We start from the raw sequence: 23792 nt of genomic DNA on the forward strand, positions 1-23792 counted from the left end.
CAGAAATTAAAGCACCCATATTGTTGACAAATCTGTCAATGGCTCTCCTTGTCTTAGTAGGACTTAATATCTGCATTCTATTTTGGACAGAAGCTTCCCCTGCAGTCATCATGGGAAAGGCAAAAAAAATTAGGGTTTAAGTGGGCTACTCCAGGTTTACCCGAAGGATGGGAAACCTAGGCAAGCCCCCTGAAAAGTTGGAGTGATCAATGTGATGGATAATTGTCCTTTTTGTGCGATCGCACAAGGTGATGCGCCCGTCAGCACCGTCTATGAAGATGAAGCGGTGATGGCCTTTATCCCATTACATCCGGTCTATCCGGGGGCCTGTTTGGTCATTCCTAAAGCTCATATTGACCATTTCACAGATATTCCTGATCCACTCGCGGCAAAAGTGATGGTCGCTGCCCAACAGGTGGGGCGGAGGATCATGGCCGTTTATAAACCGCTACGGATTGGCATGCTAGTACATGGCTTTACAGTAGCCCACGCTCATCTCCATCTCATTCCCCAATATGGCCCCCTAGATATTATGCATAAACACTATGCCTACTGTGAGGGTGGAGAAGCCAAATTCGGTGATAAAGATATTCCCACCCCATCTCGCCAAGAACTAGATCAGATGGCAGCATCCTTAAGACTCTGAGCTCAGGTTTAGCCACAAAAAAATCTGCTAGCTTCAAGAGCTAGCAGATTCTCAATTATCAGACAATAGGTGATGGTTTATGCAGGAGCATTACCTGTATCACGAGCAATAACAGCAGGGATATTCTCGAACTTGAAGCCCATTGCTCTCAAGGAATGGAAAAGGTGTCCTTGTAGGCAATAGAAAGCAACATAATAGGTAACGTTAGCCAACCACGCACGAGACGTGTAAAAACCTTCAGCTAAATCAGCAGTGTCTTTGAAGTAAGGGGCAATACCGAACTTAACTTCGCAAGCAGCGCCGTAGAATTCAACAGGATAAACAAAGGTGTTCACTGCACAGAAGTAGGCAGAGATGAAACCCATGATGGCAACACCACCAAGGGAAGTTCCGATCAAACCATCAGGAGTGTAGATACTGATGCGAGATCCGAGGTCTTGCTCCCACTTGAAAGGAGCAACGTTGATGTGCCAGATTCCACCAGCCATATCAAACAAACCAATGAACAGGTGACCAGAAGCTAGGTCATCAAGGTTGTCAACGAAGAAAGGATTGTATCCAGGAGTAGACCAACCATACTTAAAGACGTTAGCGATGGTAGAACCAGGAGCAGCAACTTTAACCACTTCACCAACTGTTGGATCGTAAAGACCGTGGAACTTCATCCAACCGACAAAGATCAAGGAAGCGAATCCAATGAAGAGTAAGTGGTTACCAAGGATATAACCGAGTTGCTTGGGATCATCCCATTCAAAGGAAAATCGCTCAGTATTTCCACGACCGCCATCTGATAGAGCGGAAGGACCAAGCTTGGCATGGAAGTAAGCACCTGCAAACAGCACTAAGCTAGCCACCATGTGGATAGCACCAACTTGTGTGTAAACGAAAGTGTTAGTAACAACACCACCAGGCCCAATACCAAAGCCTTCTGCAGCAAGGTGGGGAATTAAAACCAACCCTTGGTCAAACATGGGAAGGTTGGGGTCAAACACTTGATTTTCAGAAAAAGTATTAAACCCAACCCAAAACATGATCAAACCAATCTGCAGGATGTGAGCTGCTAACCATTTGCCCTGCGCGCTGGTGTCTACTAACCGGCTATTACCCTGATACCAGGGATATTCAGGAGAAGTATCGACTTTTGTTGCCATTTTCTTTATTCCAAAAGGATAATGTTTTGAGGAAAAACGACTCTATAAAATTTCGCCTGATAAAACTTATGTCACAGGAAAATGCAATTATCTTAAACAGGCGGATGAAATAATGTTACGACGCCATGCCCTGTACAACAAGCGGTTCTGGTATTTATCCATTAGCGCTCTATTGTTAAGGCGACTCGTAAGGAACCAGCAAATGCGGGAAACCCACTATCTGACCAGCCAATTGAAGCTCAAGTATACCTTGCAGAATGCATTCAATCCGTTATCCATACTCAGTATTAGACCGAATATCCAGATCAACAGGCCTTCACCTCCAAACTGTTGTTGATGAAAGGAATCGGGATAACACTTAAGACTACTTAATCTTTAGCATTTCCAGCACTAAGATCCTGTACTGAAAGTAACAAAATGTAATGTTTTATGAAGTACTCTCAGGTACGCAAAGCCTTTCAAGTAGCGGGATCCATTTATACAGGGGTTGGGATAATATCACTGCCCTCTTATTCATAAGATTTCCAGAGCGCGATTACGGGTAAAGATGTAGGTGATTTTCCAGCCATCCCCGTAGGTTATCTAGCAGGCATGGGATCCGCTCCTCTATCTCAACTGATGTAGACAGACCACAGCCTCCAATGATTACTTCAAGAAGTGGCGCTGATGGGTATGCAGACCTCTCCATATAGAAAAGGTCAACTACTAGTCATTAGTAATGGCCATGGCGAAGACCAAGTTGCGGTTCGTATTCTGCAAGCATTAATTCAAGCCCAGCCAAAACTCCAGATTGCCGCATTACCGATGGTGGGCCAAGGCCTGGCTTATCAAACGCAGCATGTCTCCTATTTGGTGAAGGGCAAGGTCTTTTTATCGGGAGGTTTTTGGGGGCGTGAATTTGGCCAAGATCTACAGGATGGCTTCATGGGCTTCACTCTGCAGCAAATCAGGGCGATGCAGCAGTGGTCTCGCAAGGGCGGGGCAGTACTAGCCGTTGGGGATATTGTGCCTTTGATGTTGGCATGGTGGAGTGGTTTGCCCTATGCCTTCGTGGGTACTGCCAAGTCTGAATATTACAGAGGCAGTCATCCGCCCTATTTAAGGTCTTCTATTTATTGGCCTTGGGAACGGTGGCTCATGACCCATAAGCAATGTCGGGGAGTATTTCCTCGCGATCGCATCACGGCAACAACCTTACAACGCTGGTCCATCCCCGTTTTCGACTGCGGCAACCCAATGATGGACGACTTAGAGCCTCAAGGTCATTTACCTGAGTTGCCCCCTGGCTGCAAAATCTTGCTGTTACCGGGATCGCATACTTCTGAAGTCTTTAGGAATTGGGAGTTAATGATCTCGGCAATTGCAGACTTACATCAGATGCAACAGAAGTACGTATTTTTAGGTGCGATCTCACCCGGTATTGATGGGCTACCCCTTCAAGAAACCCTGGTGAAATATGGATGGACTCCTCAGGAAGACACCGCATTTCCTTATTATCAGCACCAGCACCATTCCTTACTACTGGTTCCCAATGGTTTTAGAGATTGTTTGTCTGCTGCCAATATCGTGGTGGGGATGGCTGGCACCGCTACAGAGCAAGCAGTTGGCCTCGGTAAACCCGTGATCACGATGCCGGGTCATGGACCGCAGTTCACTGCTCAGTTTGCAGCAGCCCAAGCCCAGTTACTGGGCCCCTCTATTTATCAAATCAAAACACCGGAAGAGTTGCCTCATATGCTGTCGGTCGTTCAGGAACAAGGCCGACATCCACAAGGTTGGATTGAGAATGGTCGCCACCGCATGGGATTACCCGGTGCCTCTGCCAAGATTGCTCAAACACTTCACCAGTATTTGTTAAATCCCTAACGCTCACGATGACTGCTATGCAGCGGGTTCATAGCAATAACAGATTTATTTTTGCAAATAAAATAAAATAAATCCCAGGCTTTCTGGTTTCTAAACCAATTTCTTCGATACTCAAGGGAAAGAAAAATACATTTTACATCATTTACCTGGAGGGTCTTTTTGCATGCTGCGTGTTTCCCCACAACTTCCTAGAATTGCTCTGGCCTGGGGAGTCTCCCTCAGTGCCATGGCTCCCCTTTTCTCTACACTCCCGGCATCAGCCCAAACCAATTTTTCTGATGTCAGCCTTGGCTATTGGGCGCGCCCATTTATCGAAAAACTAGCTGAAAAGAATGTCATTAAAGGATTCCCTGATGGGACCTTCAAACCTGATCAGCCCGTAACCCGCGCTCAATTTGCGGCAATTGTTCGCCAAGCCTTTGATCGTGAGTCTACTCGCCAGTATCGCGGCTTCGCTGATGTTCCCACCAATCATTGGGCTCAGCCTGCCATTGATAAGGCTTATAGCACTCGCTTTTTATCAGGCTACCCTGGAAATTTGTTTCAGCCCAATCAAAGAATCCCCAAGGTCCAAGCGCTAGTAGCCTTAGCCAGTGGTCTAGAGTTAGAACCCGATGCCCCCACCGATGAAGTATTAGCCACCTTTCGTGATGCAGCAGATATCCCTGGCTATGCCGATAAAGGCGTCACGGCATCAACAGAAGCGGGGTTAGTCGTGAACTATCCCAATGCCAACTTTCTAAATCCAAACCAGCAAGCTACCCGAGCCGAAATTGCAGCCTTTGTCTACCAAGCATTGGTCGACCAAGGGGATTTAGAGCCGATCCCTGACAAGGCTCGTGCCAATAATTACATTGTCAAACTAGATGGCACCTCCTCCCCTGGGAAACCCAGCACACCGATCAATACGGGTAGTATCATTGCCTCTGGCTCAAAGATTCCCGTTCGGTATCCAGGTCCCAACAAAGTTAATTTAATTGTTGCCCCAGGCGAGACGGTGGAAACTACGCTGGAAGTCGCAGAGGACATTGCCAATGCTGCAGGGACGGTGCTCATTCCTAAAGGCAGTCTAATCGAAGGAACGCTAGTGCCAGTGAATGTCGGCACAACCCCTGGAACACAGTTTGTGGCTAAAACCCTTAAAGTCGGGACTCGCACTTACGATATGAGGGCCAGCTCTGATCCACAGGTGGCGGTTTCTCGTCAATCCGTCAAACCCAATGATATTAAGGGTGCCATTAGCACAGCAGCCGGTCGAACCATCCTCAACTCCGTCCTAGGAAGTGGGTTTAACTTAGGCAGTTTACTTACTGGCGCTTTGCTGAGCGGTGTGGGCACCAGTCCCTCTGCCCCCAAAGACAGCGTGATCGTGGTCGATCCAGCATCCTTAGAGTTAACCATCCAAGCGGGCTTGGATCTAACCACCTAGATCGCCAATGTTCCACCCGCTCTTGCACAAAATCTCCAATCGCCAGGGCTGATGGAACAACCTATGGATCTAATGCTTGCCAGATCGTTGTGAGAATAGTGTTGGAAAACAAGAAACCATCCGGGTCCGTTAAACAAATGACATCTTCTTGATGGTGAGGCAATCGCACCCAGCCCTGCTCCTGGTAGGGCACTAAGCACCCTAGTAAAAGATCTACTGACTCAGGACTGGCAATATCTTGCAATGTGGCGAGGGAGACACCCGTTGCCAATCTGAGTCCCATCATTAATGTTTCCAACAGAATGTCCAGGTCAGTACTCACTTCATCGTCCATCTGCCCTTGAGCAGCAATCAACCGATTCACCCAGTCGGCGTAATCTTTACGGGTCCGAGGACGGCTGACCCTTTGCCCATGAACATAGCTGGTCGCCCCCATGCCAAAACCATAGTAGGGACCGTTTTGCCAATAGACTTGATTATGCCGACAGGTATGACCTGGGTGGGCATAGTTAGAGATTTCGTAATGGTCATAGCCGGCAGCGGTGAGGGCGGTAGCAGCGAGACGATACATCTGAGCTGCGGTTTCATCTGATGGTAGGGGCTGCATCCCTGGCTGATATTTTTTTCCAAATACCGTCGTCGGCTCAATCACCAAGTCATAGGTTGAAAGATGGGTCGGTTCCAAGGCGATGGCTGCCTCTAAACTAGCCTGCCATTGGTCCAGGGTCTGGTTAGGTAAACCAGAGATCAAATCCAGACCAAAATTGGTGATACCAGCTTGGTGGAGAATTGCGATCGCATCATCGATATCCGCCACCGTATGGGAACGCCCGCAAGCCTGCAACAGCTCCTCCGTAAAAGCTTGAACCCCTAAACTGACTCTGTTAACCCCCAAAGCTTTGAACTGCTGCATTAGCAGCAAAGAAAAGGTTCCTGGATCCATTTCAATCGAAATTTCTATGTCCGGTTCAAAGCCAAATTGTTGTTCTAAAACCTGCAACACCTGCCCTAACTGCTGAGCAGATAACAGAGAAGGCGTCCCACCCCCGAAAAAGATGGTTTTTATCGGGTGTGGCCCCGTGGAAGTGACCTCAATTTCCTGGCATAAAAGATCGACATAATGGGCAATGGCAAGGGAAGTCTCTCCCCGCTTTCGATCCCCAATCACCGAGATGGGAAAATCACAATAAAAACATCGCCGCCGACAAAACGGAATGTGAATATAAGCCGACGTTGGCCAAGGGCGAACAATCCGTGAAGAACGTGAGGGTTGAACTATTTTCACAAACTGGATTGCCTCAGGATTAAATCAGACCGTTGACCGCCAACGTTGATCTAGATCTATGTATTTTAATAGAATCTTTTTGGCCAAGGGAAAAAACGCCGTAAGGTCCTGAATTAAGGACACTATAATAATTATTAGAGGTATTTTCCTCTGAGAAAATAACAAGTCCGATGACGTGTCCTTATTATCTCCGAAAAAGTGTGCCCCTCCTATTAAACGGTAAGCTAGGACAATGCTAGACCTATTTATCATCTTGACCTTCATTGCTGTGGGTGCAGCAGTGGGTTTTCGGGGCGTCGATATCTTACCCGACCTGTTGACCCCCAGTGAATTAGAAGGGGTTAACATTGATGGTCTGCGGTGGGTGGCCACGGGCTTTGGGGCCCTTCTCAGCTTGGGCATTGGGTTTGCCGCTCAGGTCTCTTGCCGACGGATTGAGAAAAGGATTAAAGCCTTACCCACGGATGTCTTACTCAGCCGATCAGCCGGTCTATTTTTAGGGCTTTTAGTGGCCAATCTGATGTTGGCCCCCATCTTTCTATTTCCTTTACCCAAAGAGTTTGCGTTTATTAAACCCACTGCAGCGGTTTTGGGCAGCCTCATTTTTGCATTTTTGGGATTAACCCTAGCCGATATTCATGGCCAAACCATTTTGCGGTTGATCAATCCCAACTCCCTTGAAACCATGCTACTGGCGGAAGGAACGCTACAACCCTCCCCAACGAAGGTTTTGGATACTAGCTGCATTATTGATGGCCGGATTGAGGGTCTATTACTGACGGGATTTTTGGATGGCCAAATTTTAGTTCCTCGTTTTATTTTGCAAGAACTACAAACTTTAGCCGATGCAGGCAATGACCAAAAACGAGCTCGAGGGCGGCGAGGGTTGGATATTCTCAACCGCCTACGAATGGAATACCCAGATCGCATCACCATACATCCTGCTGATTACGAGGATGTCTCTACCGTAGACGCTAAGTTAGTGCGACTGGCCCAAGATATCAATGCATCCATGGTCACCAATGACTACAATCTCAACAAAGTGGCGAGTGTCCAAAGTATCCAGGTTCTCAATGTCAATGATTTGGCGAAATCACTACGGCCGGTTTATCTGCCTGGAGATAGCTTAGATCTCAAAATCATCAAGGTCGGTAAGGAACCCGCCCAAGGAGTAGGTTATTTAGAGGACGGCACGATGGTGGTGGTAGAAGAAGCCAGCAACCATATCGGTGATAAGGTGCCAGTCGTGGTGACCAGTGCCTTACAAACCTCAGCAGGTCGCATGATTTTTGCCCGTCCGCAAACAGCTTGGGCCTAATTCTCCAGAACCTGTTACTGGCAATGAACAACCTGATATACTGGGTTTTCAAATTTCATGCCGATGTAGCTCAGTGGTAGAGCACTCGATTCGTAATCGAGCGGCCGTGCGTTCAAATCGCATCATCGGCTTTTGGGTTAATCGCTTTCTGGGGAGTGGAAATTGCTTTCCCCTTGGCAATTTATACTTCCATCAGTAGTGAAGACTTGAGGGATCGGCAAAAAGTACTGATCGCTGATAGCCCTTGACTGGAGCTACCCTCACTCAAACGATTCACAAACGCACTACCCACAATAGCGGCATCTGCTCCCCATTCCATCATCTGACGAGCATGTTCCGTTCGCGAAATACCGAAGCCAACACCGATCGGCTTATCTGTCACTTGTCGCAAATCTGCAATTAAATCTTGAACGCGATTTTCCACCTTGGTACGCATCCCCGTGACGCCAGTAGTGCTCACTAGGTAAATAAAGCCTTGGGAACACAAGGCAATTTTCTCAATTCGTTCTTTTGAGCTAGTCGGTGCGACCAACAGCGTCACTTCAATCCCCAAGTCAGTCGCTTGCTGCAATAGATACTCTGATTCTTCTAAAGGTAAATCAGGAACCACTAAACCCCGCACCCCAGCTTTGGCAATCTGCTGCAGATATTCAGTAACCCCTCGATGGTAAATGGGGTTGTAGTAGGTAAATAAAATAATGGGGGCTCGAATTTCAGGAGATAGCTCTGTCACCATCCCTAAAACATGATCCAGACGGGTCCCTCGCTGCAATGCCCGAGTCGCTGCGGCCTGGATGACGGGTCCATCTGCCAAGGGATCAGAATAGGGCACTCCTAGCTCAATTAAATCTGCACCACTCGCGTCTAACTGACGTAGAGCACTGGCTGTGGTTTCTAAATCTGGATCTCCAGCCGTTAAGAACGGAATCAGTGCGCATTGGCCACGGTTGCGCAGCTGAGCAAAACAATCAGAAACAGAGGTCATTACGAATCAGTCTCATCGTCAATAGAAGCTTGTAAGGCCTCAAGTTCTTCTGGAGTCATTTCTTTCAAACGCTTTTCCAGCATGGCATCTTCATAGTCTTCTCGCTGCTGGTTATAGGTCATATTACCTGTGACCACCCGCAGAAAGTAAGAGGCTACCCAGCCCAGCAGCCCTGCAGCAAAAACAACTTGGCTCCAGACTCCTGCACTTTGGGGTTCGATACCGGCGTATCGCAGTCCTCCATAAATGAGTCCCCCGGCCAAAAACACACCGATACCAATTGCGATCGCATCTATTCGGCGCATGGGCTCAAATTTTGCGAGGTTGGGGACGGAAATTCAAGAAAGGGCTGAGCAACAGCAAACTGGGGAAGAAAAAGAACACCATAAAGTACATAAATCCACGCTCAAAAGAGCTAGCAACATACCAGCGCTTTTGGAGATAGAAATAGGTAATGGCGGGCATCACCAGCAGATAGCCACCCAACAGTCCCAATAAGAGGATTAAATTAACAACCATAGAAATTGGATATTTAGTCAAGTCCAAGGGGTTTAGAACATGCTGGCATACAGCCTCAAGGACGAAGTCCTATGCATTTCGTCCTCCTATTCTACCTTGCAGGTTGCCCTCCCCCCAGAATTAACAGCAGGTCTCTGACATCCATGCAAATTGCAGGTTAATGAGACCCTAACAGCTTGGCAATTTTCTGTTCTAGCACCCTCACTCGCTGGGCCAGATGGGGTAACCTTTTGACCACCGCCATTGCCCGTAGCCATAGCCGGTGATTAATTGCTGGATAGCCCGCTACCTTCGAATCTGGCATTAAAGACTGGTGAACCCCACTCTGGGCAGCAACGGTCGTTCGATCCCCCAAGGTGACTTGCCCCGAGATACCCACTTGTCCCGCCAAAATCACCTGCTGCCCTAACTTCGTTGCTCCCGCCAAACCGACCTGAGCGCAAATTAGACTATCTGCTCCAATCTGGCTGCCATGGCCAATCTGGACGAGATTATCAATTTTCGTCCCTGCACCAATACGAGTCTCGCCCACAGCTGGCCGATCAATAGTCGTATTACAGCCCACCACAACCTGATCTTCAAGAATCGTCTGACCCGATTGGGGCATTGGATACCAACGACGAGCTTGATCCACGATAGGGACAAACCCAAATCCTTCTGCCCCGATCACTGCTCCACTATGAATGACACAATCAGCCCCAATACTCGTATGCTCATGAATCACACAATTGGCATGGAGAAGGGTGCGATCGCCAATCGTTACCCCTGGATAAATCACCACATTAGGGAAAATTTGCACATCATTTCCTAACCTGACATCCCCATGGATCACCACATGAGCTCCAACCCCCACACCTTCTCCTATTTGGACTTCAGCATCAATAACAGCGGTGGTATGACAGTTCGACGGCAATCGCCAAGGTTGATAAAAACAGGTCAGGGCTCGGGCAAACCAATATCGCGGATGTTCTACCGCAAACCAAGCCATCCCCCTAGAAGTGGCCAGAGCCTGTAAGTCAGCATCAGGGGGCAAAATCAAGACACTGGCTTGATTTTTTTCAATCAGGTGAGCCCGGTGTGCTCCTTCAACAAAGCTAAGGATTCCAGGGCCAGCCTGATCCAGCGCGGCACATCCATGCAAAGTTGGATCGGTTAAGGGAGAACTCATTGCTACAGGCGTGATAGCAAGCCGCTCAATCAGCTCACTCAACTTCATAATTGAGGTAATCCCTCCACTCCCGTCTGACTCAGACTTCTAACCCTTAATTCAGCACCTTCATTTGCTTGATCTTCCACTGCTCCTGTTCCCGAACAAGCTGATAGCGGACACGATAGGTATCACCCGTATAAGCATCGGTTGTCTGTTGCCCCCCTTCAAAAACCTTCGCCGTCTCGGTCACCGTTGCCTCGACAGTAGCTTCAGTAGGGCTCTGCTGCTTAATCGCATTAATTTTCAGATCATCAAAGGTATATTCCAAATGAATCCGATTCGCTTGATCCGATTGAGCACCCGTCTTCCATTCCGATAAGCTGGGCTCTGCCAAAATTTTGTCCAAGGAAGCCAGTTGGTGATCCTTACCCATTGCCTCAGCTTTAGCCGATTGCCAAGACTGAATAATTTGCCGAGCACTCGTTGTCGTGATTTCTTCACTAGTAGCTGGCGCAGGAGAAGGCGTTGGAATGGCGATTGGCGGACTGGCCGTCGGGCTTACACTAGGACTCGCGGGAGTAGGAATGGGGTCAGGGCTGGCCGGTTCAGGAGATAGATTCTCTACATCTGGCACAGGGTCTTCTTCGCGAGAGCACTGACTGATGAGGCCAAATAAGGCTAATAAAACCAGTGCTACAGCCCCTGCTGCAAAAAACCAGCGGCGGTATTGCAGTTGCGATCGCTGGCGTCGAGCTTTAGAGACACCTTCATTCCGTCGGCCATCATCACTCGACTCAACCTTTGGTGCAGAGGCAGGTGTTATTGGCGTGATAGGTCGTTTTTGAGTGCCGTCTAGCCCCTTCACAGCAGTCAAAGGAGTAACATTTTGAGTCGGTACTGGCTGTTTCCCTTGAGATCTTGAGCGTTTTACATCCTGGCGATGGGCAGCCTGGGTAGAAAGACGTCCTTCTCGAGCAGAACTAAGCGTGTCGCTCCCTTGATTGGCCAATAGAGGTAAATCTGCAGATGTTGTTGCTGCGGGCATCCGAGGCGACACAGGCTCCGGTGCTAATCCATTCAGATAAGCCTGAATATGCTCATCATTAAAATAACTCTGCAAAGAAACTTGGGTATCAGCAAGATCCCTAAAGTAGGGATAAACTTCTTGCTGTAACCAGCGCTCTGTATATAGGAACAAGCCTGGAACTAAATCTTCAGACCCTTCAGAGTACTGATGAATAAACTCTAATGATTCTTGGTCTCGACTCAAGGGAAGAGTCTGAATTGCGGCCCCCGGCTGGCCTAGCAACAAATAGCACATAGACTTTTCGACTTGAATATCTTGCCGATCAGCCAACTCTGTCAACGCTAACTTTGCCTGCTGAATAAACTCCGGCTTTCCCTGGGAACAGCCTTTAGCAACTAGTGCATAAACCAATAGATAGCTTGCCACCGCAGACGGGCGTTCACTCTCTTTTGTAAAAAGGTCTTGCTGTTCTTTTACCGTTAAATGACATCGTAACTGCTGAATAAATCGCAGAAAATCGTCAACGCTCAATCCTGACAGATCATCTTGCGGCCCATCAATTCCTCCCCGTTCATCCAACATAACTTGGAGAAGAGAAAAGCCTTGCTGTCGCTTATTTATATCCCCTTCAGGCTCAGCCAGCAATTCCAAAATTCGATAGGGGCGAAGCTTATATAAATCCAATTCAATTTCTCGTTGTACCGCAGAAAACAATTGCTCTTGAGTCAACAACTTCAAACCAGACTGCAAAACATCCGAAGCTTTTTCAAACTGCTTTTGCTGCCAACATTCTCGTCCTGCTTCTAAATTCGCTAACGCCATCGCTAAGATGACATCTTCATCAGAACCATTGTTCGCAGATGGTAAACGATTGAGATCAATAGAACGCTTTAGATATTCTGCTCCTAAGTGAGCAATTCGCTCATAATCACTTTGCTCTTGCAAAAGCAATAAAGCACCGACCAACTGAGATTCTTGCAGCTCCATGCTCCCTATATCTGGAGGGGCAGATTCCGCTAAAATAGACTGGTCATAGGCAGTGCGTGCATCGGAATTAGACAGCACAGCATGGGCATCTTGCAATAGCTGTGTTCGAGCTGCAATTGCTGATTTAGAGTACTCTTGACGGGGGAGCTGCTGACACCGATCGGCAAATGCCTGTTCAACTTGCTCTGGTGTCGCTTGAATTGGCACACCCAATATTTGATATAAATCTAAAGGAATACGCACAATTCAGTATCCTTGTGAGCCATTTACCGGACGTGAACAACAGATGAGTGATGAAAATACAAGACAGCAAAGCACTTGAAAATATCATAACCTGCTGCTTGTAAACGTATACTCTATAGAGGTTCAGCAACGTACATTCATAGCAGCTTAACAAGAAGGTTGACAAATATCAGCTACTCCTTGTTAGTTATGATGTTGGATTATTGAAATCTAAGCATCCCCAAATACTAGACCCTGACAGGTGGCTCAATTAACTAAGCCTTGGCAACATCACCCCAACTGAGGACACTATACATCAATGGTTCAAGAAAGAGTTCTACCCCAATTTCCCACCCCTACCATCAACATTACTCATGATGAGGGGCTTATCCTTTATGAGGATATGGTTTTGGGACGGGCTTTTGAAGATAAATGTGCCGAGATGTATTACCGGGGCAAGATGTTTGGCTTTGTCCATCTCTATAACGGTCAAGAGGCTGTTTCTACAGGCATTGCCAAGGCCATGCGCCCAGATGACTTCATTTGCAGTACCTATCGGGATCACGTTCATGCCCTGAGTGCAGGTGTCCCAGCTCGACAAGTCATGGCTGAACTATTCGGCAAAGAGACTGGCTGCAGCAAAGGCCGGGGAGGATCCATGCACCTATTCTCCTCAGAGCATAACCTGATCGGTGGCTTCGCCTTTGTCGCAGAAGGGATTCCCGTTGCCACTGGAGTGGCATTTCAAAGCCGCTATCGTCGAGAAGCGATGGGGGATGCAGCGTCCGATCACGTCACAGCCTGTTTCTTTGGGGATGGCGCTAGTAATAATGGCCAGTTCTTTGAGTGCCTAAATATGGCCTCTCTCTGGAAATTGCCTATCTTGTTCGTCGTGGAAAATAATAAGTGGGCAATTGGTATGGCCCATGAACGTGCTAGCTCAGAGACTGAGATTTACAAAAAAGCAAAAGTCTTTGGCATGGCAGGGGTTGAAGTTGATGGCATGGATGTATTGGCTGTCCATGAAGTAGCCCAAGCAGCCATTGCTAGAGCCCGTGCAGGTGAAGGTCCAACCTTAATCGAAGCATTGACCTATCGTTTTAGAGGTCACTCCCTTGCCGATCCAGATGAACTGAGATCTGCAACAGAGAAAGAAGAATGGTTAGCCCGCGACCCGATCACAAAATTTAAGTCTTACTTAGTCGATCAAAAACTTGTTAAAGAGCAAGAGTTACTCGACATTGACAAGAAAATTCAAACCTTGATAGAAGAAGCCGTTCAATTCGCTGAGGAAAGTCCTGATCCTAAGCCTGAAGATCTCTACAAATATATTTTCGTAGATGATTAGATTACTTTTTTACCTGGTGACACACCCAATTTATCCAAGCATCTGAAATATAAGGTGTGATTTCAACCAGGGGCCTCCTATCAAAAACTATTGCAGTAAAGCAAAGAATTAGGTGTCATTGAGTGCCTCCTCGCAACCCTATCCCTACAGTCGATATCATCATTGAAATGTGGGATAGACCACATCGCCCTATTGTCTTAATCGAGCGCAAAAACCCACCCTATGGTTGGGCATTGCCAGGAGGGTTCGTTGACTATGGAGAATCTGTGGAGTCAGCGGCGATCAGAGAAGCCCAAGAAGAAACAAGTCTATCAGTCAATTTGCTAGAACAGTTTCATGTATATTCATCTCCCAAGCGTGACTCACGCCAACATACTCTCAGTATCGTGTTTATTGCCAAAGCAATCGGCGAACCAAAAGCAGCAGATGATGCCCAGACCTTAAAGCTATTTGAGATATGGAAACTTCCCAAAAAACTGTGTTTTGACCATCTTCAGATTCTGAATGACTATCAGCAATATCGTTATCACAATAGAAAACCAAATTTACCGCTGATAACAAGTTGAATATTTATCACTTAGTCTTCTTCAGGAAATTGAATCTTAAGTGTGTTCTGTTCAGTAACCTTGATCTGACCACCTAGAGCTTGTATTTCTGATATGGAGCGCTGGCGAGTCTCCTCGTCAGGGGCACTATTTAATATCATTAGCCAAGCACTAACTCGTGCTTTCTTACTATCAGGATTGTCTTTCAGAAATTCAGCAGTTTTTGCAACAATGGCTCCAATTCGTTGAGCTTCAGGCTCTGAACTATCTTGGGCCCATTGGGCAGCTTTTAGGTACGAATTTCTGGCAGCTTGGTTATCACCCAGAAACAAAATCTCATCTGAAGCTTTAGAAACCCAAAGTGAATATGCATCAGGCGAGATCTTTGGAGAGAGTGATTTTAGGCCTTTTTCTATCAAAGTTACTGACTGGTCTGGTCGTCCCGCAAAGATTGAAGTTGCAGGAGACATAAATTTATAGGGCTGTGTAAATTTTGGGTTGCGGTCTACGAAAATTTCAAAGTACTTAGGGGTCAATGCATAGCCTATTTTTTGGCGAGCATCTTTCTCTCCAAAATATTGAAGAAATCGTAAGAACGTCCAATCTGCAACAAGGTTATCGAAACCAAAGCTGGGTAAATTTTTAATAAAAGCTAAATTCGCTTTTTCTTGTTCTGATTCTAATAGATATACCGTTGTAGGTTTAGTTGCTTCAGTTTTCGCTTGAATCTCTGTAACCTTAGTCAGTTGTAATGTAGCAATACTACCAGAACAAACAAGGGCGAGTAATGGCGCCAACAATTTCGTTAGAGAAAGCGTATAAGACATATCTAACACTGTTGTCTTCAAGACACTATCAAAATTTTATCTTTTATTGACTTAGCAACTAGGAGGAGTGGCAATAGTTCCAGCACCTGGTGCTGGTTGTTCCTCAAGTGTAACGCTAGTAGTTGCTAAACTTCCAGAAATGATATCAGCATTAGTACATCCTGTAATAGCACTCAATAAAGGATCGGTTGGAGTAGCTCTAAACTCAGCTACCGTTGAATTTACAGTGCCAAATGAATAAGTATATTTTTCAGTCGTTAAAGGGATGCCTACACCAAGCGAACCCATATCGCTAGCAAAGGTTCGTTCTTCTAAGCGATAGGCTTGCTGGGCACGATTGACAGCACCAATTTGGCTTTTAGCAGCAGATTGACGGGCTTTATTTGCCTGATTGAGCATGGAGGGTAATGCTACACCTGCTAGAATAGCCATAATCACAATAACAACCAACAATTCAATCAACGTAAATCCTCTTTGAGTCTTCGACTTAGGAATTGTTGATAATACTTTCAAGTAATAATGAGACATGAGTCCGTACGCTGTAAACTGTTGGTTAGTGAATGGATAAAATACATCAGTATCTTTACTTTTGACAAAAAATCTCATGAGTTAACCAGGCTTAGACCTTCGCTTAACCACTCAATTATCAAGTCAATTTTGTGCATCTACAGATAACTAAAAGCCACAAAAAATTCAATCAAATCATGATTAACGAACTCGTTTTAGCTTATCTATCTGTCCTTAAAAGAACCTTTAATCCATAAACAGGATTTGAAAATTTTTATATCTCTAATTTATCCATATATTTTTAAATTCGCCTCAGCAAAAATACGGTTTAGGATAAATTAGATTCTGGAATACATAGAATTAGAATGAGCTCAGGATAAGGTAAAATTTCTATTATTACGTAGACTGAAACCTAAATACTTCCATCAATCTTAAAATAGGCTTAATCAGAATCGAAGCTAATTCATTTTCTCTCAAGAAATTTCGATCAAAAGAAGAGTTTTATTTTTTATATAAAACCTTTGACTAAACTAGGCAGCACTGAAATAAGAATCAATCAGAAGCATCCCTCTCACAATCTATTTCAGATCATGAGAGTGCTTAATCAAGGTTTATAAATCATTTGACAATGGCATTGAAATTCAACCATCTTTCTAAGTGCAACTTCACCTAGATTTCCTATAGAAAAGGGTTTTTTATCTCAAGTAGAGATCAAATATAGTTCACATTAGAAAGACTGATTTACTCAGCATGGAGGTTGATCAGAAAGCTTGTCGAATAGAAAAGTCTATTGATATTAATAGCCTCTTCAATATATGGCTATAATTCGTTGAGACAAAACAAGGCTTCTAGTAGTGATTTTTCACCACTAGAAGCCTCATTTCGCACTATATATCGTGGTTGTCTATAGATTTATGCGTGAACCAGTTTAGAGATTCATCAGACTATAAACATTCACAGAGTTGTCTAGATTATGGGCAGGCAGGAGCTGCTGCACCTTCTTCAAGAGAAGAGTCCGTGGTACCAGTGGCAGCATCAACTGAAACACAACCACGGTAGAACTGTAGACCAGAACCAGTATCTATAGGATTTGCTGAAGTTTCACCAGCAATAGCAGTAGAAGTAGCGATAGCAATTGTGTAATCTTCAGTGCTAGCGTCAGCGATTTGCAGGTCAGCGTAATCAGCAGCAAATGTAGGATTCTCTAAGCGATAGGCCTGCTGGGCACGGCTAACAGCACCCACTTGGCTTTGGGCAGCAGATTGTCTGGCTCTGTTTGCTTGGTTGAGCATGGAAGGCAGAGCTACAGCAGCCAAAATACCGATGATGATAACAACAACCAAAAGTTCAATTAGAGTGAAACCTTTGTTGCCTTTCTTGTTTACGAAGTGCTGGATGAGTTTGGCTTGTAGATTAGTCTTCATAGTTGTAAAGTCTCTCTTTGGGTATTGGATTCAAGTCTTTTTCGCTCCCAAATTTACATTACCCATTCCTCAAACTTTTCATATCAAGTTGGAGGCCGTTTTAACAAAGTTCAGTGTATATACAGAGATATCTCATATGCAATTTCCCAAGGGAATGAAGTGCTTCCCAAAAAATACGGAATTTCTGCCTGATTAATCTCCAATACCTATTTCACCTCCAAAAATCCCCCCACAAAGGCGGCTATCAGAAAATTCGTCACTCTCGCTTAAGAGCTGACAAATCAGCCTCTGTCATTATGGTGACTACCATAATGACAGAGGTATAAGCTTGAGTGATGTAAATACGAAATGTTGAAGACCAATCAGACACAACATTAAAATATATCGGAATACCAGGATTATAGGGACTCAACGTATGTTGGCTCGAGTATGGAGTTCATCCTTAATTGGGATTGAAGCGATCAAAGTAGGAGTGGAAGTAGATGTAAGCACTTAAGCAGAAGTAATTACAATCTATTTCCTTGCTAAGCCAGGGTTTTAGCAAAAATGTTGTGAAATTAATTATGTCCTACTGCTTATCTGGTGGACTACCAGGCATCGTGATTGTGGGTCTACCCGATACAGCAGTGCAAGAATCTAGGGAAAGGGTAAAAGCGGCATTGCGTAATTCTGGCTTAGCATTTCCCATACGCCGAATTGTGATTAACTTAACCCCTGCCGATTTACGTAAAGAAGGCCCAAGCTTCGATTTACCAATTAGCATCGGCATCCTAGCAGCCTCTGATCAGATTAATCCCCAGCTCTTAGGGGATTTCTTGTTTCTCGGGGAGGTTTCGCTAGACGGTGCCCTCAGACCGGTTACGGGTGTGTTACCCATAGCTGCTGCTGCCAAACAAATGGGATTTGTGGGTTTAGTTGTACCTTACAAAAATGCAAAAGAAGCGGCTGTTGTTAAGGGCTTATCCGTCTATGGCTTTGAGTCTTTATCCGAGGTGAGTAATTTTTTGAACGATCCTGATGCGGTTCAGCCCTTTCAGGAGGAAGACACAGCGAATGATGTGCAGCGTCTGCATCATCTTGATTTGAAGGATGTAAAAGGGCAGGCCCATGCCCGGCGAGCCTTGGAAATTGCAGCTGCAGGCGGGCATAACGTTATTTTCGTTGGACCGCCAGGAAGTGGAAAAACAATGCTGGCTCGGAGATTACCAGGTATTCTTCCTCCTCTAGAATTCAACGAAGCTTTAGAGGTTACTAAGATTCATTCGGTGGCAGGCTTATTGAGAGATCAAGGTCAGTTACTTCGCCAACGGCCATTCCGATCTCCCCATCATTCCGCATCTGGACCAGCACTAGTGGGGGGAGGCAGTTTCCCCAAACCAGGGGAAATCTCTTTAGCCCATCGGGGAGTGCTATTTCTGGATGAATTAACGGAATTCAAAAGAGATGTATTGGAATTTTTACGTCAGCCCTTGGAGGATGGTTTTGTCAGCATTTCCAGAGCAAGGCAGTCGGTTACCTTCCCTGCTCAGTTCACCTTGGTAGCCAGTACGAATCCTTGTCCTTGTGGGTATTATGCAGATCCAATACAGGCCTGTACCTGCTCACCTCGTCAACGGGAAACCTATTGGGCTAAATTATCAGGGCCTTTAATGGATCGCATTGATTTACAAGTGGCTGTCAATCGTCTTAAACCTGAAGAAATCACCCGGCAAAGCAAGGGAGAAGAATCGGCTCCCATTCGAGAGCGGGTCAGAGCAGCTCGTCACTTGGCGACTCATCGGTTTGAAGCTGAATCAAATTTACACAGTAATGCTCAGATGAATAGCCAACAGTTGCGCCAGTGGTGCCAGCTTAATGATGCAACACGGCAATTACTAGAAACTGCGATTAGTCGACTAGGACTATCAGCAAGGGCAACCGATCGGATCCTCAAGGTGGGGCGAACTATTGCCGATTTAGCAAATTCTCCTAATTTAGAAGCAACTCATGTTGCCGAGGCTATTCAATATCGGACCATTGATCGACTTCAATAGGGGAGAAGTACCAAATTGTCTACTTACAACCGAGAGGGAGGAGTTCCAGGGGCTTAGTACCTGGCAAGCAACCTTAGCTGTTGTGTAATAAACACCAGAGCTAGTCTGGGGTATCCATCTCTAACCAATCTGGTAAATCGTCTAGATTGAGTTTGTCGTGAGTTGCTAATGTTTCGCGATCATGTATCGATGGCAAACGATTTGATGATGAGTGATTGACGTCAGCTTGATGATTTTTACGCGAGGGGGATGGTTTAGGCACAGCCTGAGCTGAGATAGGATCGTTGAGAATAGACTGCTGTAATTCAACCTTGGGGGTTTGAGGTATTATCGGTTGAGTCGATTGTGGTGGTTTGTGTTTTGACTTTACAGGTTTAGATAGATGGTTGGCATTGTTTTGTCTTAAATGATCCACGGCATCTTTACGTGCTGTCTCGACAGCTTTCTTAGCCAAGGTGCGATGAGGCAAGATTACATTTTGAAATAAAAATTCAATCGTTTTGGATTTCAACCAGCCCCGAGAAACTAGAATTTCTCCAAATCGCATTCCTGTTAATTCTTGATCGGATAAAACAACTTCAACTTGAGCTGGAGACAATAATCCAGCTTCAATTAAGTACCCTCCAATCCGTTTAATATCTGGTGAGTGAGATGCTACAGCACGTCGGTGATTCGCATGATATTTTTCTGATTTCTCAGGGTTATGGCCAGATTTGAGCGCCTGGCTTTTATCCCTTTTCAAGACAGAGGAGACAGGAGTGGGTTGCTCTACTTTCTGCAGCCAAACTAACATATCAAGGGGATAAATCTCTGTTTGATAACCAGAGGTTTGAATGGTTAAGGTACCATGCTCACAATGAACATCTCGGATAGGATACCAAATACCACGGTGGAGGATTAGCAAGCTCATTAATGCCAGTTGCTTATCGCTCTTTTTGTAGCTCCACCATGTTTGCAACAAGTCTAAAGAATCAGTGAAGCGGACATGATAATGTTCAGGAATTTCAACCGGCTCATACTCATAAAAACCAGCGATTTTTGACTGACGAATTGGCAAGCATTTTTGCGCAATCATGGCTTCATGCAGTTGAGGCCAGAAGCTTGATTTATAGCGAATCGAAGTAAAAGGCTTTTCACCATCTAGTTTGGCTGTTGCGACAAGGCCTTCCGTTTTAGCTAGGAGTTGTAGAGTGTCGCTAATCGGCTCAACTCTGAGGTCTGAGTTCGAAAGTAATGTGGACTGACCTGATAAATAACTGGATACAAATGCTTGTAGTAGTTCGAGGTCATCCATAAAAATGAGGTGCTGAACTTTGAATAGAATGGCGATCTTATTGTCATCATAATCGTTCGTTCACCCCCCTCGCCATAGGCCAAGAAATTTAGGCGGATTTTCGTTGGGTGGGAAGTCCGACTGGAATGGAAGCGATTAGTTTACGAGTATATTCAGCGTCAGGATGATGGTAGATCTGGTCGGCTGGGCCAATTTCTTCGAGTTTGCCACGATTCATCACCATAATGCGATCGCTCATAAATTTCACCACACTCAAATCATGAGAAATGAAAATATAGGTCAGATCAAATTCCCGTTGGAGCTCTTTCAGTAAGTTAAGCACCTGAGCCTGGACTGAAACATCCAATGCTGAAACGGATTCATCACAAATAACAAATTTGGGGTTTAACGCCAATGCCCGAGCAATACAGATACGCTGTCGTTGCCCACCAGAGAATTCATGGGGATAGCGGTTCATGTCACTGGATTTAAGACCGACCCGTTCTAGGAGATACGCTGTGCGATCGCGCGGTGTATTGCCCCCTTGTTGAGCAGAAATCCGCTCCGTGAGCCCCCCCGCAATTCGCATAGGCTCCATAATCGCCGCCCCTACATTCATACGTGGATCCAAAGAGCTATAAGGATCTTGGAAAATAATTTGCAAATTTTGTCGCAGTTTTCGCAGGTTGCGACCCTTGAGGTGGGTAATATCTCGATCTGCAAACTGGATACTGCCGCTAGTGGGCTTAATCAGCCGCACTAGCGTGCGACCTAGCGTGGTCTTGCCACATCCAGACTCTCCAACCAATCCCAAGGTTTCCCCTGGATAGACATCAAAAGAAACATCATTAACGGCTGTGACATAGCGAGCTGTTTTACCAAACATCCCCTTCACAGGGAAAAACACCTGAAGATTTTTGACACTCAGTAAGGGTTTTTGTTGAGTCAAGGTTTCTAGTCGTCCCTGCATCTCCAATGCAGAAATTTCTGGAGCAGCATCAGCCAGAGAAACAGGTGAATCTTCAATCGTTTGATCTATTGATGGAGAAATTCCAGCCTCTGGAGTTTCAGCTGCCATAAAATCAGCAACGGTTGGCAAACGTTTCAGTCTCTGATCGGGGCGAGGGCGACAAGCAAGAAGTCCCCGAGTATAAGGATGCTGGGGATTATTGAAGATCTCTTGAGCAGACCCTGTTTCCACCACCTTGCCTTGATACATAACAGCCACCGTATCAGCCAGTTCAGCCACAATTCCTAAGTCATGGGTGACGAAAATAATCGACATTTGTCTGCGATCGCGAAGTTCTCGCAGCAAATCCAAAATCGTCGCCTGTACCGTTACATCCAAAGCCGTTGTGGGTTCATCCGCAATCAGAATTGCTGGGTTAGACGCAATGGCCATGGCAATCATCACTCGCTGAATTTGTCCTCCTGACATTTGATGAGGATACCGATCCAAATAAGAGCGCTTTTGGCGGTTGATCTGCTTCTGTATCTCTGCATCGTCGGGAGAAGCATTCTCTGGGTTAGCTGAATCCAATACGATGTGCTGCAATTCTTGATCAGACGGAATAAGCTTCACCTCTTGAAGAAGAGAAATAGCTCGTCGCCGTGCCGCTGATACGGACAAATCTTCATGCAAGCGCAAGGCTTCTACAATCTGAAACCCGCAGGTATACACCGGATTGAGGGAGCTCATGGGCTCTTGAAAAATCATAGAAATTTGACTACCCCGATAGGCCTGCATGGCATTCATGGGGAGTTGCAGCAAATCCACTGATTTAACGTCATTCTCGGAAGATGAGGAGTCATGGAACCGAATTTCACCTTGGACTATCTTGCCTGGCGGAGTGGGGACTAACCGCATCACTGACAACGAAGTGACTGACTTGCCTGAACCCGATTCTCCAACAATCCCTAGGGTTTGGCCTCGATGCACCGTCAAGGAGACGTTATTCACTGCATTGACAGTTTGTCCTTCGGTCTGGAATTGTACCTGCAGATTCCGGATCTCAAGAATTGGGTCAGTCATAAAGAAGCCATTCTAAATATTGGGAAGGAATTAACCGTGATTTTAGCAAGCTGTTTCGGAAAGCAGAAATCTATCAATCAGGCTGGAAAGAGAAGCTATTAGCGCCTAGAGAAGCAAGGTGTGTTCCTTCTGAATTCCTGTTACCCTGATAACACATTTACTTCGGCAAGTATTTTATATCGAGGGAGAACATCGATCGTGGCTCATACTATTGTTACTGACGTTTGTGAAGGCATTGCGGATTGCGTCGATGCCTGTCCTGTGGCATGTATCCACGAAGGTCCAGGGAAAAACGTGATTGGTACAGACTGGTATTGGATTGATTTCTCAACCTGTATTGATTGTGGAATTTGTCAGCAAGTTTGCCCTGTAGATGGTGCCATCCTGGCTGAAGAACGGTCTGATCTGCAAAAAACCCCTTCTTAAGGCTTGAACACGATGATGGATTCTGTGACGCCAGCTTCAAATCGAGAGTTGCTGTTGCAAGTTGAGAATGTTTTTGCCGGGTATGTTCCTGGCTTAGATATTTTGCAGGGGATCAATCTCAAGCTGTTTGCCGGAGAAATCATTGCGATTATTGGCCCAAATGGTGCAGGAAAATCAACCTTAGCCAAGGCAATCTGTGGTTTGTTATCCCCGAATACCGGCTCTATTCTATGGCGTGGGGAAAATATTGGTGGGCGTAAACCGAATGAAATTGTTACCCAAGGAGTTTGCTATGTTCCACAGCTAGCCAATGTTTTCCGCTCGCTTACGGTAGAAGAGAACCTAGAGATGGGGGCTTTTATTCGAGATGTTCCTTTAGGGGAACTGAAGTCCAAAATCTATACCACCTTCCCGAAATTAGCTGACCGTCGTCGTCAACAAGCTGGGACTCTTTCAGGAGGAGAACGACAAATGCTGGCCATGGGCAGAGCAATGATGCTGGAACCAGGGTTATTAATTCTAGATGAGCCTTCGGCTGCCCTTTCACCCATTTTAGTGGATGACATCTTAGCCAAAATTCGTGAGATTAATGCCGAAGGAACTTCAGTTATTTTAGTTGAACAGAATGCCCGTAAGGCCCTAGCGATGGCTGATCGAGGTTATGTCCTTGATTCAGGCCGAGATCGCTTTGAAGGGCCAGGTCCACAACTATTAGATGATCCAAAAGTAGGTGCACTGTATCTAGGCGGACATTCATCTACCGAAAGTTAGGTCTTGGCTCAACCTAACATC

20 protein-coding genes, 1 tRNA gene and 1 pseudogene are annotated in these 23792 nt (G+C 45.8%); 10 read left to right on the top strand and 12 right to left on the bottom strand.

Going from position 1 to position 23792, the window contains the following annotated elements; translation table 11 throughout:
- Positions 1-214: 214 nt before the first annotated feature.
- Positions 215-646 (top strand): HIT family protein, encoded by a 432-nt coding sequence (locus I1H34_RS18605; protein ID WP_235109303.1) that lies wholly within the window; start codon positions 215-217, stop codon positions 644-646.
- A 77-nt stretch (positions 647-723) separates the two neighbouring features.
- On the opposite strand, the gene I1H34_RS18610 is transcribed toward I1H34_RS18605, so the two are convergent.
- Positions 724-1797: a chlorophyll a/b binding light-harvesting protein gene (locus I1H34_RS18610; RefSeq protein WP_212662480.1), complete on the bottom strand. Its 1074-nt coding sequence runs from the start codon at positions 1795-1797 to the stop codon at positions 724-726.
- 672 nt (positions 1798-2469) lie between these two features.
- Here I1H34_RS18610 and I1H34_RS18615 point away from each other — a divergent pair.
- Together I1H34_RS18615 and I1H34_RS18620 are read left to right on the top strand one after the other, a co-directional pair.
- Positions 2470-3663, top strand: a complete 1194-nt coding sequence (locus tag I1H34_RS18615) for a lipid-A-disaccharide synthase-related protein (protein ID WP_212662481.1) — start codon at positions 2470-2472, stop codon at positions 3661-3663.
- 163 nt (positions 3664-3826) lie between these two features.
- Positions 3827-5092 (top strand): S-layer homology domain-containing protein, encoded by a 1266-nt coding sequence (locus I1H34_RS18620; protein WP_212662482.1) that lies wholly within the window; start codon positions 3827-3829, stop codon positions 5090-5092.
- Between the two features lie 61 nt (positions 5093-5153).
- Here I1H34_RS18620 and hemW read toward each other — a convergent pair whose 3' ends face one another.
- Entirely contained in the window at positions 5154-6377 is a 1224-nt protein-coding gene (gene hemW, locus I1H34_RS18625; protein WP_315874843.1) for a radical SAM family heme chaperone HemW, read from the bottom strand.
- A 232-nt stretch (positions 6378-6609) separates the two neighbouring features.
- Here hemW and I1H34_RS18630 point away from each other — a divergent pair, with 232 nt between their 5' ends.
- Both I1H34_RS18630 and I1H34_RS18635 read left to right on the top strand, forming a co-directional pair.
- On the top strand, positions 6610-7695 hold the full coding sequence (locus tag I1H34_RS18630; protein WP_212662483.1) for a PIN/TRAM domain-containing protein: 1086 nt from the start codon (positions 6610-6612) through the stop codon (positions 7693-7695).
- A gap of 59 nt (positions 7696-7754) precedes the next feature.
- Positions 7755-7826: transfer RNA gene (locus I1H34_RS18635), tRNA-Thr, on the top strand.
- Between the two features lie 50 nt (positions 7827-7876).
- Here I1H34_RS18635 and trpA read toward each other — a convergent pair.
- The 5 genes from trpA to I1H34_RS18660 all read right to left on the bottom strand — a co-directional run bounded on the left by trpA (position 7877) and on the right by I1H34_RS18660 (position 12606).
- Positions 7877-8680 (bottom strand): tryptophan synthase subunit alpha, encoded by an 804-nt coding sequence (gene trpA / locus I1H34_RS18640; RefSeq protein WP_212662484.1) that lies wholly within the window; start codon positions 8678-8680, stop codon positions 7877-7879.
- On the bottom strand, positions 8680-8985 hold the full coding sequence (locus tag I1H34_RS18645; protein ID WP_212662485.1) for a DUF3007 family protein: 306 nt from the start codon (positions 8983-8985) through the stop codon (positions 8680-8682). The genes trpA and I1H34_RS18645 overlap by 1 nt, the downstream gene beginning before the upstream one ends.
- A 4-nt stretch (positions 8986-8989) precedes the next feature.
- Positions 8990-9199, bottom strand: coding sequence for an NAD(P)H-quinone oxidoreductase subunit L (ndhL, locus tag I1H34_RS18650; RefSeq protein ID WP_212662486.1), 210 nt, complete (start codon positions 9197-9199; stop codon positions 8990-8992).
- A gap of 157 nt (positions 9200-9356) precedes the next feature.
- The gene (lpxD, locus tag I1H34_RS18655) at positions 9357-10415 is read right to left on the bottom strand and encodes a UDP-3-O-(3-hydroxymyristoyl)glucosamine N-acyltransferase (RefSeq protein WP_212662487.1); all 1059 of its coding nucleotides are present in this window, start codon (positions 10413-10415) and stop codon (positions 9357-9359) included.
- Positions 10416-10461: 46 nt separating this feature from the next.
- Complete coding sequence (locus I1H34_RS18660) at positions 10462-12606, bottom strand: IMS domain-containing protein (RefSeq protein ID WP_212662488.1); 2145 nt, start codon at positions 12604-12606, stop codon at positions 10462-10464.
- A 298-nt stretch (positions 12607-12904) separates the two neighbouring features.
- Between I1H34_RS18660 and pdhA the strand changes: the two genes are divergently transcribed.
- A complete protein-coding gene (pdhA, locus tag I1H34_RS18665; protein WP_212662489.1) occupies positions 12905-13933 on the top strand; it encodes a pyruvate dehydrogenase (acetyl-transferring) E1 component subunit alpha in 1029 nt (342 codons plus the stop codon).
- 122 nt (positions 13934-14055) lie between these two features.
- Positions 14056-14499, top strand: coding sequence for an NUDIX domain-containing protein (locus I1H34_RS18670; protein ID WP_212662490.1), 444 nt, complete (start codon positions 14056-14058; stop codon positions 14497-14499).
- An 11-nt stretch (positions 14500-14510) separates the two neighbouring features.
- On the opposite strand, the gene I1H34_RS18675 is transcribed toward I1H34_RS18670, so the two are convergent.
- The 3 genes from I1H34_RS18675 to I1H34_RS18685 form a co-directional block, all read right to left on the bottom strand.
- On the bottom strand, positions 14511-15305 hold the full coding sequence (locus tag I1H34_RS18675; protein ID WP_249369386.1) for a hypothetical protein: 795 nt from the start codon (positions 15303-15305) through the stop codon (positions 14511-14513).
- 51 nt (positions 15306-15356) lie between these two features.
- Positions 15357-15833 (bottom strand): type IV pilin protein, encoded by a 477-nt coding sequence (locus tag I1H34_RS18680; RefSeq protein WP_212666337.1) that lies wholly within the window; start codon positions 15831-15833, stop codon positions 15357-15359.
- 950 nt (positions 15834-16783) lie between these two features.
- A complete protein-coding gene (locus I1H34_RS18685; RefSeq protein WP_212662491.1) occupies positions 16784-17236 on the bottom strand; it encodes a type IV pilin protein in 453 nt (150 codons plus the stop codon).
- A gap of 415 nt (positions 17237-17651) precedes the next feature.
- Between I1H34_RS18685 and I1H34_RS18690 the strand changes: the two are divergent.
- A pseudogene (locus I1H34_RS18690) lies at positions 17652-19269 on the top strand (YifB family Mg chelatase-like AAA ATPase).
- Between the two features lie 100 nt (positions 19270-19369).
- On the opposite strand, the gene I1H34_RS18695 reads toward I1H34_RS18690, so the two are convergent.
- Both I1H34_RS18695 and I1H34_RS18700 read right to left on the bottom strand, forming a co-directional pair.
- Entirely contained in the window at positions 19370-20563 is a 1194-nt protein-coding gene (locus tag I1H34_RS18695; RefSeq protein ID WP_212662492.1) for a hypothetical protein, read from the bottom strand.
- 88 nt (positions 20564-20651) lie between these two features.
- Positions 20652-22574 (bottom strand): ABC transporter ATP-binding protein, encoded by a 1923-nt coding sequence (locus I1H34_RS18700; protein ID WP_212662493.1) that lies wholly within the window; start codon positions 22572-22574, stop codon positions 20652-20654.
- A gap of 198 nt (positions 22575-22772) precedes the next feature.
- On the opposite strand from I1H34_RS18700, the gene I1H34_RS18705 reads away from it, so the two are divergent.
- Together I1H34_RS18705 and I1H34_RS18710 are read left to right on the top strand one after the other, a co-directional pair.
- Entirely contained in the window at positions 22773-23000 is a 228-nt protein-coding gene (locus I1H34_RS18705) for an indolepyruvate ferredoxin oxidoreductase subunit alpha (RefSeq protein ID WP_010481866.1), read from the top strand.
- 12 nt (positions 23001-23012) lie between these two features.
- Positions 23013-23771 (top strand): ABC transporter ATP-binding protein, encoded by a 759-nt coding sequence (locus tag I1H34_RS18710; protein WP_212662494.1) that lies wholly within the window; start codon positions 23013-23015, stop codon positions 23769-23771.
- Positions 23772-23792 lie beyond the last annotated feature (21 nt).

Source organism: Acaryochloris marina S15, from assembly GCF_018336915.1.
Classification (GTDB): domain Bacteria; phylum Cyanobacteriota; class Cyanobacteriia; order Thermosynechococcales; family Thermosynechococcaceae; genus Acaryochloris; species Acaryochloris marina_A.